At 66.2% G+C, this 14,484-nt stretch carries 11 protein-coding genes; 6 read left to right on the top strand and 5 right to left on the bottom strand.

Annotation, left to right across the window (positions count from 1 at the left end; genetic code table 11):
- The first annotated feature begins 156 nt into the window (after window positions 1-156).
- Complete coding sequence (locus J2X92_RS17925) at window positions 157-2,277, top strand: PQQ-dependent dehydrogenase, methanol/ethanol family (protein ID WP_307577315.1); 2,121 nt, start codon at window positions 157-159, stop codon at window positions 2,275-2,277.
- A 24-nt stretch (window positions 2,278-2,301) separates the two neighbouring features.
- On the opposite strand, the gene J2X92_RS17930 is transcribed toward J2X92_RS17925, so the two are convergent.
- Window positions 2,302-3,285 (bottom strand): helix-turn-helix transcriptional regulator, encoded by a 984-nt coding sequence (locus J2X92_RS17930; RefSeq protein ID WP_307577316.1) that lies wholly within the window; start codon window positions 3,283-3,285, stop codon window positions 2,302-2,304.
- Window positions 3,286-3,464: 179 nt separating this feature from the next.
- Here J2X92_RS17930 and J2X92_RS17935 point away from each other — a divergent pair, with 179 nt between their 5' ends.
- Complete coding sequence (locus J2X92_RS17935; RefSeq protein WP_307577317.1) at window positions 3,465-5,594, top strand: carboxypeptidase regulatory-like domain-containing protein; 2,130 nt, start codon at window positions 3,465-3,467, stop codon at window positions 5,592-5,594.
- Between the two features lie 73 nt (window positions 5,595-5,667).
- Here J2X92_RS17935 and J2X92_RS17940 read toward each other — a convergent pair whose 3' ends face one another.
- Complete coding sequence (locus tag J2X92_RS17940; protein ID WP_307577319.1) at window positions 5,668-6,642, bottom strand: tripartite tricarboxylate transporter substrate-binding protein; 975 nt, start codon at window positions 6,640-6,642, stop codon at window positions 5,668-5,670.
- A 202-nt stretch (window positions 6,643-6,844) separates the two neighbouring features.
- On the opposite strand from J2X92_RS17940, the gene J2X92_RS17945 reads away from it, so the two are divergent.
- Together J2X92_RS17945 and J2X92_RS17950 are read left to right on the top strand one after the other, a co-directional pair.
- Window positions 6,845-8,035, top strand: coding sequence for a M48 family metalloprotease (locus J2X92_RS17945; protein WP_307577321.1), 1,191 nt, complete (start codon window positions 6,845-6,847; stop codon window positions 8,033-8,035).
- A 161-nt stretch (window positions 8,036-8,196) separates the two neighbouring features.
- The gene (locus J2X92_RS17950) at window positions 8,197-8,769 is read left to right on the top strand and encodes a type 1 glutamine amidotransferase domain-containing protein (RefSeq protein ID WP_307577323.1); all 573 of its coding nucleotides are present in this window, start codon (window positions 8,197-8,199) and stop codon (window positions 8,767-8,769) included.
- A gap of 29 nt (window positions 8,770-8,798) precedes the next feature.
- On the opposite strand, the gene J2X92_RS17955 is transcribed toward J2X92_RS17950, so the two are convergent.
- The gene (locus tag J2X92_RS17955; protein ID WP_307577325.1) at window positions 8,799-9,968 is read right to left on the bottom strand and encodes a citrate synthase; all 1,170 of its coding nucleotides are present in this window, start codon (window positions 9,966-9,968) and stop codon (window positions 8,799-8,801) included.
- 81 nt (window positions 9,969-10,049) lie between these two features.
- Between J2X92_RS17955 and J2X92_RS17960 the strand changes: the two genes are divergently transcribed.
- Window positions 10,050-11,168, top strand: coding sequence for a citrate synthase/methylcitrate synthase (locus J2X92_RS17960; RefSeq protein WP_307577327.1), 1,119 nt, complete (start codon window positions 10,050-10,052; stop codon window positions 11,166-11,168).
- Between the two features lie 89 nt (window positions 11,169-11,257).
- Window positions 11,258-12,274 (top strand): hypothetical protein, encoded by a 1,017-nt coding sequence (locus J2X92_RS17965; protein WP_307577329.1) that lies wholly within the window; start codon window positions 11,258-11,260, stop codon window positions 12,272-12,274.
- Here J2X92_RS17965 and J2X92_RS17970 read toward each other — a convergent pair.
- Together J2X92_RS17970 and J2X92_RS17975 are read right to left on the bottom strand one after the other, a co-directional pair.
- Window positions 12,265-13,512, bottom strand: coding sequence for a phenylacetate--CoA ligase family protein (locus tag J2X92_RS17970; RefSeq protein WP_307577330.1), 1,248 nt, complete (start codon window positions 13,510-13,512; stop codon window positions 12,265-12,267). The two genes, J2X92_RS17965 and J2X92_RS17970, sit on opposite strands and share 10 nt — an antisense overlap.
- 146 nt (window positions 13,513-13,658) lie before the next feature.
- Window positions 13,659-14,471 (bottom strand): ABC transporter ATP-binding protein, encoded by an 813-nt coding sequence (locus J2X92_RS17975; RefSeq protein WP_307577332.1) that lies wholly within the window; start codon window positions 14,469-14,471, stop codon window positions 13,659-13,661.
- Window positions 14,472-14,484 lie beyond the last annotated feature (13 nt).

Raw genomic sequence — 14,484 nt, forward strand, 5'->3', positions numbered from 1 at the left:
CTGTTCGCTGCTCCTCGAAGTCGGGGGGTCCAGGAAATGGAGAAATCGGTGACCCTGCGAATGTGTTCTGCAATGGAACAGCGCCGGCCTGGGGAAATCCCGGGGGTGCTGGCAAGGGCCACACAAACGATCCTTGCGGCACAAAGGAGACTCACGATGACAAAGATCCACGCCGGGCTGCTTCCGCTCGCCGTTGCATGGCTGTGCCTGGGCGCATCGACGGCTTCGGCCCAGGCGGCCGGAACTCCGCAGGACCGCGCCGCCGCGGCCGTCCAGCGGGTGAACAGCAACTTCATTCGAGACAACGCGGCACAGAAGAAGACGCCCGACTGGCCGAGCTACGGCCTCGACTACGCCGAGTCGCGTTTCAGCAAGCTCGACCAGGTGAATGCCGGCAACGTGAAGCAGCTGGGCCTGGTCTGGTCCTACAACCTCGAGTCAACGCGCGGTGTGGAAGCCACGCCGCTGGTGGTCGATGGTGTGATGTACGTCACCGCATCATGGAGCGTGGTGCACGCGATCGACACGCGCACCGGGCAGAAGCTCTGGACCTTCGATCCGCAGGTCGACAAGGCCAAGGGCTTCCGGGGCTGCTGCGACGTGGTGAACCGTGGCGTGGCGTTGTACGAAGGCCGGGTCTACGTGGCGGCCTACGACGGCCGCCTCATTGCGCTCGACGCGGCCACGGGCCAGAAGGTCTGGGAAAAGAACACCATCGAGGGGCAGAAGGGCTCCTACACCATCACCGGCGCGCCGCGCGTCTTCAAGGGCAAGGTCATCATCGGCAACGGCGGCGCCGAATATGGCGTGCGTGGCTACGTCACGGCCTACGACGCGAAGACCGGCGACCAGAAATGGCGCTGGTTCGTGGTGCCGGGCGATCCGAGCAAGCCTTTCGAGGACGAGTCCATGGCGCGCGCCGCCAAGACCTGGGACCCGAGCGGCAAGTACTGGGAGGCAGGCGGCGGCGGTACCGCCTGGGACAGTTTCGCCTTCGACCCCGAGCTCAACCTGATGTACGTGGGCACCGGCAACGGCTCGCCCTGGGCACGCAGCAAGCGAAGCCCGAGCGGCGGCGACAACCTCTACCTGGGCTCGGTGGTGGCCCTGAACCCCGACACCGGAAAGTACGTGTGGCACTACCAGGAGACCCCCGGGGACAACTGGGACTACACCTCCACCCAGTCGATGATCCTTGCCAACGTCAAGCTCGGCGGCAAGTCGCGCAAGGTGCTGCTGCACGCACCGAAGAACGGATTCTTCTTCGTCATCGACCGCACCAACGGCAAGTTCATCTCGGCCAAGAATTTCGTCGAAGTGAACTGGGCCACGGGCTACGACACCAACGGCCGGCCGATCGAGATCGCCGCCGCGCGCCAGAATGAAAAGCCCGGCGACAGCATCCCGGGCCCCTTCGGCGCGCACAACTGGCACCCGATGTCGTTCAACCCGCAGACGGGCCTCGCCTACCTGCCCGCGCAGAACGTGCCGATCAACCTGATGGACGACAAGGACTGGAAGTTCGACCAGAACGTGCCCGGCCGCCCGCACGGAGGAATGGGCTGGAACACCGCCATGTTCGCCAATGCCGAGCCGCCCAAGAGCAAGCCCTTCGGCCGTCTGATCGCCTGGGACCCGGTGGCGCAAAAGGAAGCCTGGGGCGTGGACTACGCCTCGCCGTGGAACGGCGGAACGCTCACCACGGCAGGCAACCTCGTGTTCCAGGGCACGGCCGACGGTCGCCTGCTGGCCTACAACGCCAAGACCGGCGAGAAGCTCTGGGAAACCCCCACCGGCACCGGTGTGGTCGCAGCCCCGTCCACCTACGTGGTCGACGGCAAGCAATACGTGTCCGTCGCGGTGGGCTGGGGCGGCGTGTACGGCCTCGCGCAGCGCGCCACCGAACGGCAAGGCCCGGGCACCGTCTACACCTTCGCGGTCGGCGGCACGGCCAAGATGCCTGAGTTCGTGCAGTACCGCATGAGCAAGCTGGTCGAGGGCGTGAAGTACGACCCCGCCAAGGTGCAGGCCGGCACCATGCTTTATGTGAGCAACTGCGTGTTCTGCCACGGCGTGCCGGGCGTGGACCGCGGCGGCAACATTCCGAACCTCGGCTACATGGACGCGGCCTACATCGAGAACCTGGACAAGTTCGTGCTCAACGGCCCGGCCATGGCGCGCGGCATGCCCGACTTCACGGGCAAGCTCTCGGCCGAAGAAATCGAGAGCATCAAGGCCTTCATCCAGGGCACGGCGGACGCGATCCGGCCGAAGTAAGGAAGGCGGCGCTGAGCGGGCGGGTCAGCCCGCGAGCCGCAGTTCGTGGATGAGGCCCGCCACGTTGCTCACCTGCAGCTTGTCGTAAATCGACTGGATGTGGTTGCGCACCGTGGCTGGCGAGCGGCTCAAGATGGTGGCGATGTCCTTGTGGGTGTCGCCCCTGGAAAGCAGCTCGGCAATGGTGTGTTCGCGCGCCGTGAGACTGTCCGCCAGGCAGCGCCTGCGGCTCTTGAGGAACAGCAGGCGCTGCTCCACATGGTGGGTGACCACCACCGCGCGCCCGCTGTATCGCTTGTTGCCGCTGAGAAAGTGCTTCGGCAGTGGTTCGGGCAACGTCCGCCCGTGCCAGGACGGCCATTCCGTCTTCAGCGCCGTCTCGAAGAGCCCGTCGGCGTGATACAGCATGCCGCGAAGGTCGCCGATTGCGGAGCCACCGTGCGGCGCCTGGACGCCGGCCTCCAGCCGGTCGAGGTGCACGATGCGGTTCAGTGCCAGCGCCTGCATCAGGTGCGGCGTCAGTTGCGCAAGCAGCTGCCGTTCGTCTTCCGATCCATGCGCGTCGGGGTCGGAGCGGAACAGCGTGAGCCAATGAACGAAATGAGTCAGCGGATTCGCGTCCGAGCTGATGAAGAAATTGGCCTGCCCGAACCGTCGGCCGTGCTGGCGCAGCTGTGCCTGGTCATTGCGGTGGAACCATGCGTCGGCATTGAACACGAGCGTCGACTTCGGCCGCTTGCCCACCTCTGCCGCGGCGGTGTCCAGGTGCTTCACCTCCTCGTAGGCCGCAATCATTTCCGCCGGCTGGTTATGCAGGTGGATGGTGTGGATGTCGATGCCCTTGTCGGTGCGCGTGGCGCTGCCCCACATCGACGAGTCGAAAGCCAGCACCGGCTTGATGAGATCGAGCGCGGCGTCCTGGAAGGCACTGATCGGCAGCTCGTGCGAGAGCCGGTAAAGACGTAGCAATAGTTCGCTGAAGTCGTGCAGTGCAGCCGGTCGGGTCATCGCGGAAGTCTTCCATCGAGACCGCGACGCGCGCATCCCATATTTCCGTGATCCTTCTGCCGCTCGTCGGACCCTTTGAAGAATGGTGCATTTGCATCATTTTTTTTGGAAAAGTGAAAGCTATTGTTTGCGGCGCCCCGGGAGGTCCGGGAACCACAACCTTTGCGAAGAGCCTACCGATGCCCTCTATCACCCAAAAAATTCCCCATGCGTTGTCCGTTGTCACCCTGGCGCTTCTTGGCGCGTGCGGCGGTGGTGGTGGGGGCGGCGGCGGCGGAGGTTTTGGCTTCATGCCGACGGCGTCGACTTCTACATCGAGCGGTGGCGGCGACCAGCCGGCCTCCACCACGCTGAGCGGCACGGTCGCCACCGGCGCAGCCTTTGCGGGCGCGGCGCTCACCGTGTTCGACCAGACCGGTGACAAGGTCTGCGAAGTGACCACCACGGCCGAAGGCACCTACAGCTGCTCGCTGCCGGCCGGCACCAAGGCGCCGCTGGTCATCCAGGCCGTGCGGGACGACCTGACCCTGTACAGCACCACCGCGAGCACTGCCACCGGCACCACCAACGTGACGCCGCTCACCACCATCATCGTGGCGCAGCTTTCGCCCAACGGCGATCCCTCGCAGCTGGCCGCTGCGATCCAGGCCGATGCCGGCGCCGTCACCGCCGGATCGATCGGCGACCAGGTGGCGAAGCTGGTTGCCGCGCTGCAGCCGCTCCTCACCGCGCTCAACCTGAGCATCGACCCGATGAGCGGCGAGTTCACGGCCAACGGCACGGGGCAGGACCGGGTGCTGGACGCCATCAACGTGTCGGTCCGCCCCGACGGCACGGCCGCCAACATCGAAATCACCGTGAAGGCGCTGCCCGCCGGAGACGACAGCCCGCCGGTTTCGATCGTCTTTCGCAGCGGCGATGCCGTCATTGCAACGCTGCCCCCTGTCGATACGGCATCTCTCGTGTCGCCACCCACGCCGGCCATGGTGCAGGCCCTGCTCGACCGCATCAACGCCTGCTATGCGCTGCCGCTTGCACAGCGCGTCGACAGCCCCATCGAGTCGGACGGCAATGCCTACGGCAGCGCCGCCAACGTGGTGGCGCCGGCGTGCCGCACGCTGTTCGTGGGCGACGACCCGGCCAACTTCGTGTCGGCCGGCGCGCCCGTCGGCCGCGTGAGCAGCGGTGCGCGCCGCTCGTTCGAAAGCCTGTTCCGTTTCGGCCCCACCAACCTGAAGCATGACCGCGGCAACTTCGAATACTTCCATGCCAACGGGGACATCGCGCTGACGTTTCGTTGGACCGACATCATCGGCAACACCGACAACGACTTCATCAACGCGAAGATCGTGGACGGCGCGCTGAAGCTCACCGGAAACAGCAACACCTACCGCGCAGCCGTACGTCCGCAGCTCGAGAAGAAGGACTACCTGAAGCACCAGAACCTGGTCTTCCATTCGGTCGGCTACGCCATTTCGATCGACAACGTGCGCGACGGCAATGGCGACCCGATCCTTTCCAAGGTGGTGGCGACCACGGCATCGCTGCCGGGCAAGGAATTGGTCCTGGTGCCCAAGACTGGCCTGAACACGCTGGTGCTCACGCCGGACGGTACTGCGGGCTCGGCGTTGAACTCGGCCCTGTGGCGCATGTCCGCGCGTTACCTGGATCCAGCCCAGACCGGCAGCCCGAGCGATTTCGAGAATGCCAACCTCTTTGCCACGCCGCCATACACCGACGAGCAGCTCGGCAAAATTGCCGACCAGACCGTGTGGAAACTGGAGTTCTTCCGCGCGGACGGCACAACGCCGAATGTCGTGCAATACGTGCGCACCTTCTCCCGTGTGCCCACCATTGCGGAAGCCGTGCAGACCCCCCTGGTGGAACTCGCACCTGCCTTGCGCGCCGAACTGCTCGCGGAGAGCCAGAACACCGCGCGCGGCATCGTCTTCGGGGCGCCGACCCCGTCGGAGCCCAACAACGTCGACTTCAGCGCCGATGGCGACCTCGACGGCTGGGTGGTTCCGAATGGCGCGCTCGCGCCTACCTCGTTCGGCGTCTTCGGCCGCGCACCCGGCCCCAGCGGCGCCCGTTTCAGCGAAACCGTGACCGTGCGCAGCACGGCCCGCAAGGCGATGGTCTATTGCCAGCCCGTGAGCGGCAGCGACGCGCACTGCGTGCCGGCCAACAACAACAGCTGGCAATACGCCCAGGGCGCGTCGCTCAGCACCTTCAGCTTCACGGCACGCACCGCGCGTCAAGTCGACGTGCGCAAGAACTTCGAAGTCTGGACCGTCACGCTTCCGTGAGTTTCCTGCTGTCACCGCCATGAAAAAAGCCGCCGGACCTGAGCCCGGCGGCTTTTTCTTGTGACCGAGAAGATCAGTCGGCGTACACGCCGGCAGCCTTGATGATCGGGCCCCACTTGGCGATTTCAGCCGAGACGAACTTCTTGTGCTCGGCCGGTTCGGTGCGCTTGTCGTTGACGATCACGGCGCCCAGCGCTTCTTCGCGCTTGATGAAGCCCGGGTCCTTCAGCGCGGCCTTGACGGCTTCGTTGAGCTTCTTCAGCACCGGTGCCGGCGTGCCCTTGGGCGCATACACGCCGTGCCAGATCGAGACTTCGAAGTCCTTCAGGCCCGATTCGGCCAGCGTCGGCAGGTCTTTCAGGGCCGGCGTGGTCAGGCGCTTGCTCGTGGTCACGGCATAGGCCTTGACCTTCTTGGCCTCGATCTGCGAGGTGGTGTTGGTGGTCTGGTCGCACAGCAGGTCGATCTGGCCACCCAGCAGGTCGGCGATGGCCGGCGCGGTGCCCTTGTAGGGAACCGGCGTCATCTCGACCTTGAGCGCGCTCTGGAACAAGAGGCCGCACAGGTGCGACGCGGCGCCCAGGCCGGCATTGCCGAGATTGATCTTGCCCTTGTTGGCGGCGATCCAGGCGGTCAGTTCCTTGTAGTTGTTGGCCGGCAGTGTGGGCTTGCCGATGAGCGTCATCGGCACTTCGTTGACCATGCCGAGGTATTCGAAGTCGTTCTCCACGTTGAACGGCAGCTTGCGGTAAAGCGCCGGCATCGTGGACATGCCGATGTGGTTCACCAGGATGGTGTAGCCGTCGGGTGCGGCGCGGGCCACCTTGGCGGTGCCGATCGAACTGCCGGCGCCAGCGGTGTTGTCCACGACGATGGTCGTGCCGAGGGTCTTCTGCATGGCTTCGGCCAGGTCGCGCGCCACGCGGTCGGTCGGGCCGCCGGCTGCGAAAGGCACTACCAGCGTGACGGTCTTGCCTGCGGGGAAATCCTGGGCATAGGCGCCCGCGGCGGCAGCGGCAATCGCCGTAAAAGCAAGCAATTTCTTCATGATGTCTCCCGACGATTGAAATGAAAACGGCCGCGATCATAAAGGCTGACCACCACCTGACCCATAGCGAATAGCCCTAGGAATGTGGCAAAAGCCGCCCTTTCATGGGGCATGATGCGCGCTCGCAAATCGCGCCTGGGGAGGCGCGAACAAAAACCATAAACACGGCAGGCCCGAGGGCCGCCTCGAGGAGGAATTTCCAATGGATCCATGGGTCTACCCGCGCGAGCGCTCGCTCGGCAACATCACGCTCGTGCTCGGCCTTCTGGTCTGGGTGCTGCTGGTGCTCGGCACGCTAGGCATTGCGCTGGTCTACGTGCTGTTCGGCTTCATCGCCTACGTATTCGCGCAATCGGCCGTCATTGCCTGGATCAAGGGCACGGCCGTGAAGCTTTCGCCCACCCAGTTGCCTGAATTGCATGCGCGCTTCGAGGCCTGCTGCGGGTATCTCGGCATCCAGAACCCGCCCGAGGCCTACCTGCTGCATGGCGACGGCATGTTCAATGCCTTTGCCACGCGCTTTTTCGGCCGCAACTTCGTCGTTCTGCTGTCCGACGTGGTCGATGCGATGGAAGCCCAGCCCGACGGCATCAACTTCTATATCGGCCACGAGCTCGGCCACATCCGCCGCGGCCACCTCACGGGCCACATCTGGCGTGCTCCGGTGCTCTGGCTGCCGCTGCTCGGCGCCGCCTACTCCCGCGCGAAGGAATACACCTGCGACATGCATGGCGCCGCCTGCTGCGAGCAGGCCGATTCCGCGCCGCGCGCGCTCGTGGCGCTGGCCGCCGGCGCTCAGCAGTGGCGCAACGTCGACCTGCAGCGCTACGCCGAGCAGTCGGTGGGCAACAGCGGTTTCTGGGGCTCGTTCCACGAGGTGATCGCCGGTTATCCATGGCTCACCAAGCGCGTGGCGCGCACCATCGACGCGGAGGCGAAGCTGCCGAGCCGCAATCCGGTGGCCTACGTGCTCGCGCTCTTCGTGCCGTACACCGGCCGCGCCGGCGGTGGTGCGCTGGCGCTGGTGATGGTGGTCGCCATCATCGGCGTGCTGGCCGCGGTGGCCATTCCGGCCTACAAGGACTACCAGTCGCGCGCGTTGGTTTCACAGGCCTGGTCGGAGGCCGCGCCTGTGCGCGAGGCACTCGGCAACTACTACAAGCAGAAGGAAGAGATTCCAGACTCGCTCTCCATTGCCGGCGCACCCGAGATCCTGCCCGGCGGCTCGGAGTTGACGCTCGATCCGGACACCATGGTGGTCGACGTCGCGCTTCCGAAGTCGGCTGGCACGTTGCGCATGGAGCCTACGGCCACCGAGAACGGCATCGCCTGGAACTGCGTGGCGGGTGACGACCTGGCCGACAAGGCGCTGCCGATCGCCTGCCGCAAATAGCGGTGCACCGAACGACACATATACAGTCGTAAGGGAAGTTTGCCGCGCGTCGAACTGTCCGACAGCCAGACCCGGCGGGTGCCGATGCACGCCGCGGGGGTGATCTCTAGGGTGGAGTCTTTGTTGCCGTCACCAGGCATCCAACAAGGAGAATTTCACCCATGCCCATCATCACCTCATCCTCGCTGGACGGAATGAAGGTTGCCATCCTCGTGTCGGACGGCTTCGAGCAGGCCGAGATGACCGAGCCGCGCAAGGCGCTCGAAAGTGCGGGTGCAGAGACGCAGATCGTTTCGCCGCTCGACGGCAGCGTGCGCGGTTGGAAGCACCTGGAGCCGGCCGATCCCGTCGAGGTCGACGTGCCGCTGCAAACCGCGAACGCCGATGACTTCGATGCGCTGCTACTTCCCGGCGGCGTCATCAGCCCCGACGCGCTGCGCATCAATCAGAAGGCCGTGGCCTTCGTGCGCGCTTTTGTCGAATCGGGCAAGCCCATTGCCGCCATTTGCCACGGTCCATGGACGCTCATCAATGCCGATGGCGTCAGGGGCCGAAAGATGACTTCATGGCCTTCGCTGCGCGCCGACCTGATGAATGCCGGTGCGACATGGATCGACAAGGAAGTGGTGGTCGACAGTGGCCTGGTGACGAGCCGCAGGCCCGACGACCTGCCCGCATTCAACCGCGAGATGACGAAGCTCTTCGAACTCGCGCACGAAGCCGCGCTTCACTGAATGCCGATGCTGCCGATCGGCTTCGGCATTCAAGCAGCGATGCCGGGCCCGGTGTAGCGCGCACGCGGCCGTATCAGCTGTCCCGAGGCCTGTTGCTCGAGCACGTGGGCCGTCCAGCCGACCGCGCGCGCCAGCGCGAACAGTATCAACGGCGCATTGGGCGGCAGCTTGTGCACGGCCGCCAGCGCAGCCAGCGCGAAGTCGACATTGGGCGCTTCGCCCACCAGCGTTTCGCCGGTGGCGCGCAGTGACGCGAGCTCGGGCGGCAGTTCGATGCATGAGAGCAGGGCGGCGCAGCGTGCATCGCCTTGCGGATAGAGCGGGTGGCCGAAAGCGGCAAGCGGCCGATCGTGGGCGAGCCACTCGCGCACGGCGGCCTCGCTGCCCATGGTGGCGGCACTGCGCACCAGCGCTTGCACCGCTGCGGCGGCACCTCCATGCAGCGGACCTGTGAGCGTGGACAAGCCGGTGAGCAAGCATGCCGCGAGCGAAGCGCCCGTCGATGCCGTCACTCGTGCAGCAAAGGTCGAAGCGTTCAGTTCATGGTCGGCCAGCAGCACCAGCACGCGGCGCAACACGTCGGCCGCACGCGGGCGACGCCATGCCCCGGCAATGCGCATGTGCAGCGGGGCGGCGGGCGAAGCAGGCGGACCGAGCAATGCGTCGGCCAGCGTGCCGATCACTTCCGCCGCCTCGGACTTCAGCACCGCAGCGGCCCGGCCGCGCGAGGGTGGATCGGTGCCGGCGCGCGCTGCGAGTGCGAGCAGTCCGGCCTGCAGCGGCGTCGCCCCTTCGCCATGCAACGGTTCGGGAGCGCGGGCCGCGGCGAAGCGCGGCGGTGCGCTTTCCCACAGCAGCCCCGCCACGTCTTCGAGCGTGGCATGTTCCGCAAGCAGGCAAGCGTCCTGCCCGCGGTAGCAGAGTCGTCCTTCGAACACCGTGGACACGGCCGACGGGAGCACCGGCTCGCCCCATCGAATCGCCTCGCTCGCCACCGCCTCGATGCTGCGCCGTCCGCTCTTGCGCGCCGCGATGCGTTGCACGTCGTCGCGGTGATAGAGGCTGCGCCGAGGATCCGACGCATCCGGCTTGGCGCGAACGCGTCCGCGGCTCACGCTTGCATAGAGCGTCTGCGGACGGACCTGCATCAGTTCGAGGGCTTCCGCAGCGGGCAGCCAGAGCGGTGTCTTCGTTGCCATGTTGATGGAATAAATCAAGATTGACGTCAATATTAGCTCCGCCAGAATGGAATCGTCATGCAAACACAGGAGTACCAGGCAATGAACGACGATGACGACGGCCTCGAAGGCGTGGTGGCCGCGCGCACGGTGCTGTCGGAGGTGGACGGGGCCGCCGGCCGGCTGGTGATCCGTGGCCATTCGCTTGACGACATGGCGCGGCACTGGCGCTATGAAAGCGCGGTGGCGCTGCTGTTCCAGGGCTTCTTCGACTCGCTGCCCGATGCGGCGGGTCTGCGCGTCGCGCTGGGCCGCGCACGGTGCGAAGCCTTCGAACTGCTGGAGCCGAACGACGACGCAATGCTGCGCAAGCTGCCGCCCATTGAAGCGGTGCGCGCCCTGCTTGCACGCCTGCCTGATGGCGACGACCTGGCCGCCGCGCTGCGGCTGGTGGCCGCACCGGCGGTCTATACCGCCGCCGTCGTGCGCTGGCGCCTGGGTGCGCAGGCCCTTGCGCCCGACGAAACATTGCCCCAGGCCGCCGACATGCTGTGCATGCTGCATGGCCGCTCACCGACCGCAGCACAGGTTGCCGCGCTGGACACCTACCTCGTCACCGTGTGCGACCATGGCCTGAACGCATCCACCTTTGCCGCGCGCGTGGTCGCTTCCACCGGCGCCGGGCTGGCATCGGCCGTACTGGCCGGCATCAGTGCGCTCAAGGGTCCGTTGCATGGCGGCGCACCGGGGCCGGTGCTCGATGCGCTCGATGCTATCGGAACGGCGGCCAATGCGCGCACGTGGCTGGAGGCGTCGGTCGCCAGCGGCGAGCGGCTCATGGGCTTCGGGCACCGCATCTATCGGGTGCGCGATCCGCGCGCCGATGCGCTCAAGGGCGCGCTGCGGCGGCTGGGTGCGGAGGGCGGCGTCAATGCGTCGCGCATCGAATTGGCCGAATCCGCCGAGCAGGCTGCCCTCGCGATCCTGCGCGAGAAAAAGCCGGGTCGCCCGCTCGAGACCAACGTGGAGTTCTACACCGCGCTGCTGCTCGAGGCACTTGGCTTTTGCCGCGAGAGTTTCACTTGCGTGTTCGCAGCCGGCCGCGTGAGCGGCTGGGTGGCGCATGCGCGCGAGCAGGTGAAGAAGGGGCGGCTGATTCGTCCGCAATCGGTGTACGTCGGGCCTGCGCCCGAGGAGGCTGAAGCGGCGCTGGCGCACTGAGCAAGCGTCAGGGCCAGTCTTCGGGCCGCCGCCGCGATCCGGTACGCTCACCGCTTTCGCATTTCTTCGCACCACGCGTATTCCTTCCCATGGCGGCATCCCCATCATTCGAGCGCGCGCAGCGCCTGCCCAAAACTTTCGCGTGGATCACGGTGGCGATTGGCGCGGCCCTGTTCATCGTGAACATGACGGTGCTGCTGCTGCCCTCCTTACCGCACAGCGAGCAGATGCGCAGCCTCTACGCGCAACCGGCCGTGTGGGTTCCGCTGCTGCCCCGCGTGCTCACGGTGTGGCTGCTGGCTGCCACACTGGCGTGGTGCCATGCGCGCAAGGCGCTCGACGAGCGCGGCGCAGTCCGCATCGCGCAGCTCCGCGGCGCGGGCAGCCGCTTTGCCGCCGTCTATCTCACTGCGATGGTCGTCAACGCGCTTGCGTTGACGCCGCTGTTCTACCGGGCGCAGGTGCTCTTCATGCCGGGCGGTCCGCTGCATGAACACGTCGGCATGTACGGTTTGCGCTCGATCATGGCCGCCTCGGTGCTGGTCCAGTCGGTCATCCAGATGCTCGTTATCGTTGGGAGCGTGTGGCTTGCCGCACGTTTCGCACTGCGCGAGCGCGGCATTGCGCCGGTGGATGCATCGTCCGCGATGCCCGACCCGGTTGCGGTATCGAACCGCGGCGCGGCGGCACTCGTCGTCGCCGCAATCTTCGTTTCACTGCAGATGTGCATCAGCAACATCGCAAGCGGCTGGGTCGACTTGAGGGACTTGGACATGGTGCTGCTGCTTCTGGGCTGGTTCGCGGTGCCACTGCTGGTCTGTGCACTGGCGTTCTGGGGCGCGTGGCTCGGCGCCGCGCCCGCGCCCGTGCAAACGCATCCCTTCAGGGCCGTGGCGGCGGCGGTCTCGGCTTTTGCCCTGCTGCAGGCAGTCTGCATCGCCTTCGCGGTCGGCGGGCTGTTGTGGATTGCGAGCGTGAGCGTTTCGGGCCGCAGCAGCAGCGGCAGCCTCGTGATGCTCGCCATCGCCATGGCGGCGGTCTACGTCGTGCTGCTGGTGGTGCTGGTGTGCGCCATCACGCGCCGCTTTTACCGCCGCTACTTGTAGCTGCGCGCGTCCTCGATCACCTTGCCGTCGTTCGGCAAGGTGCCCGGCGTCACCAGTTCGATGGTGCCGCGCAGCTTGGTCACTTCGCGCACCGCATCGGCAATGCGCGCGTCGAGCCCGGCCGGTGCGCCGGCGCATTCGAGCCTGAAGGTCATCTGGTCGTCGCCCATCTCGCCCGAGACCACGAGACGCGCACGCTGGATCTCCGGAAAGCGCCGCGCGATCTCCGCCACCTGCGAGGGATGCACGAACATGCCGCGCACCTTGGTGGTCTGATCGGCGCGGCCGAGCCATCCCTTGATGCGCTTGTTGGTGCGGCCGGTTGGGCAGGTGCCCGCGAGCACCGCAGATAGGTCGCCGGTGCCGAAGCGCACCAGCGGATAGTCGGGGTTGAAGGTGGTCACCACGATCTCGCCCACTTCGCCGTCGGGCACCGGGTCGCCGGTGCCGGGGCGAACGATCTCGACCAGCACGCCTTCATCGATCACCAGCCCTTCGCGCGCGCTGGTTTCGTAGGCGATGAGGCCGAGGTCGGCGGTGGCATAGCACTGCGTGCCCTTCACGCCGTGCGCGGCAATCCAGTCGTGCAGGCTGGGCGGAAAGGCCTCGCCGGACACGAGGGCCTTGGTGAGCGAAGGCAGCTTCAGGCCTTTTTCTTCAGCCTTCTCAAGCAGGATTTTCAGGAAACTCGGCGTGCCCGCGTAGCCTTCGGGCTGGAGGTCGGCCATGGCCTCGAGCTGCTGCTCGGTCTGGCCGGTGCCGCCCGCGAACACGGTGCAGCCGATGGCGCGCGCGCCGCTTTCCATGATGGAGCCGGCCGGTGTCATGTGATAGCTGAAGCTGTTGTGAATCAGCTCGCCGGTGCGAAAGCCGGCCGCATGCAGCGCACGTGCCGTGCGCCAGTAGTCGCGCGCTTCGCCTTCGGGTTCGTAGATGGTGCCGGGGCTTGCGAACACGCGCGGCATGCGGCTGCCGCGGCCGATGGCTGAAAAGCCGCCGAAGGGATCGTCGGCGCGCCGCTGCTTCTGCAGTTCGAGCAGTTCGGTCTTGCGTGTGACGGGCAGCTTGGCGAGTGCTTCGCGCGTGTTGATGTCCGCCGGCTTCACGCCATCGAGGATCTTGGCGAACGCGGGTGCGGCGGTCTGGGCCTGCGCGATCTGCTTCGGCAGCGCAGCCAGCAGGTCGCGCTCGCGCTCCGCGGGGTCACGGATTTCAAGGGCGTCGTAATGGTCGGTCATGATTTAATGCCCTTCTTCATCGGATGGCGAGCGCAGCGAAGCCCGTTCGCGAGCACCCGCGGAACCGGCTTTGCCGGGCCGCCGGGTGCGCCCCCTCAAGGGGGGAATCGAGCTACACGAAGTGAGCGAGGAACGGGGGTGGACCATTAAGCCAACCACCTCTTGCGCCGCTTGTAGCTCTTCACGTCACGGAAACTCTTGCGGTCCGCGCCGCCCACCCCAAGGTAGAACTCCTTCACGTCCTCGTTCTCGCGCAGGCTCTTGGCCTCGCCGTCCATCACGATGCGGCCGTTCTCCAGGATGTAGCCATAGTCGGCATAGCGCAGCGCCATGTTGGTGTTCTGCTCGGCCAAAAGGAAGGTCACGCGTTCCTTGGTGTTGAGGTCCTTCACGATCTCGAACACCTCCTCGACGATCTGCGGCGCCAGGCCCATCGAGGGTTCGTCGAGCAGCACCATCGTCGGGTTGGCCATCAGCGCACGGCCGATGGCGCACATCTGCTGCTCGCCGCCCGAGGTGTAGGCGGCCTGCGAAGTGCGCCGCGTCTTGAGCCGCGGAAAGTACGCGTACACCTTCTCCAGCGTCTCCTGCACCGCGGCCTTGCCGTCGGTGCGGGTGTAGGCGCCGGTCATCAGGTTCTCCTCGATGGTCAGGTGCGCGAAGCAATGCCGGCCCTCCATCACCTGGATCAGGCCACGCCTCACCAGTTCGGCCGGCGACAGCGCTTCGATGCGGTCGCCTCGCAGCTCGATGGTGCCCTTGGTCACGGCACCGCGCTCGCCCGCGAGCAGGTTGCTCACCGCGCGCAGCGTGGTGGTCTTGCCGGCACCGTTGCCACCCAGCAGCGCCACGATGCCGCCCTCGGGCACCACGAGCGAGACGCCCTTGAGCACGAGGATCACGTGGTTGTAGATGACCTCGATGCCGTTGACGTTGAGGACTGTTTTGGTCGGAATCATAGAGGTGCGGCTT

Source organism: Variovorax paradoxus (genome assembly GCF_030811855.1).
Taxonomy (GTDB): domain Bacteria; phylum Pseudomonadota; class Gammaproteobacteria; order Burkholderiales; family Burkholderiaceae_C; genus Variovorax; species Variovorax paradoxus_L.

Coding starts and splice junctions, on each gene's coding strand:
- J2X92_RS17975 (WP_307577332.1), bottom strand. CDS start 14,471: ATGATTCCGACCAAAACAGTCCTCAACGTCAACGGCATCGAGGTCATC.
- J2X92_RS17970 (WP_307577330.1), bottom strand. CDS start 13,512: ATGACCGACCATTACGACGCCCTTGAAATCCGTGACCCCGCGGAGCGC.
- J2X92_RS17950 (WP_307577323.1), top strand. CDS start 8,197: ATGCCCATCATCACCTCATCCTCGCTGGACGGAATGAAGGTTGCCATC.
- J2X92_RS17955 (WP_307577325.1), bottom strand. CDS start 9,968: ATGGCAACGAAGACACCGCTCTGGCTGCCCGCTGCGGAAGCCCTCGAA.
- J2X92_RS17930 (WP_307577316.1), bottom strand. CDS start 3,285: ATGACCCGACCGGCTGCACTGCACGACTTCAGCGAACTATTGCTACGT.
- J2X92_RS17945 (WP_307577321.1), top strand. CDS start 6,845: ATGGATCCATGGGTCTACCCGCGCGAGCGCTCGCTCGGCAACATCACG.
- J2X92_RS17940 (WP_307577319.1), bottom strand. CDS start 6,642: ATGAAGAAATTGCTTGCTTTTACGGCGATTGCCGCTGCCGCCGCGGGC.
- J2X92_RS17935 (WP_307577317.1), top strand. CDS start 3,465: ATGCCCTCTATCACCCAAAAAATTCCCCATGCGTTGTCCGTTGTCACC.
- J2X92_RS17925 (WP_307577315.1), top strand. CDS start 157: ATGACAAAGATCCACGCCGGGCTGCTTCCGCTCGCCGTTGCATGGCTG.
- J2X92_RS17965 (WP_307577329.1), top strand. CDS start 11,258: ATGGCGGCATCCCCATCATTCGAGCGCGCGCAGCGCCTGCCCAAAACT.
- J2X92_RS17960 (WP_307577327.1), top strand. CDS start 10,050: ATGAACGACGATGACGACGGCCTCGAAGGCGTGGTGGCCGCGCGCACG.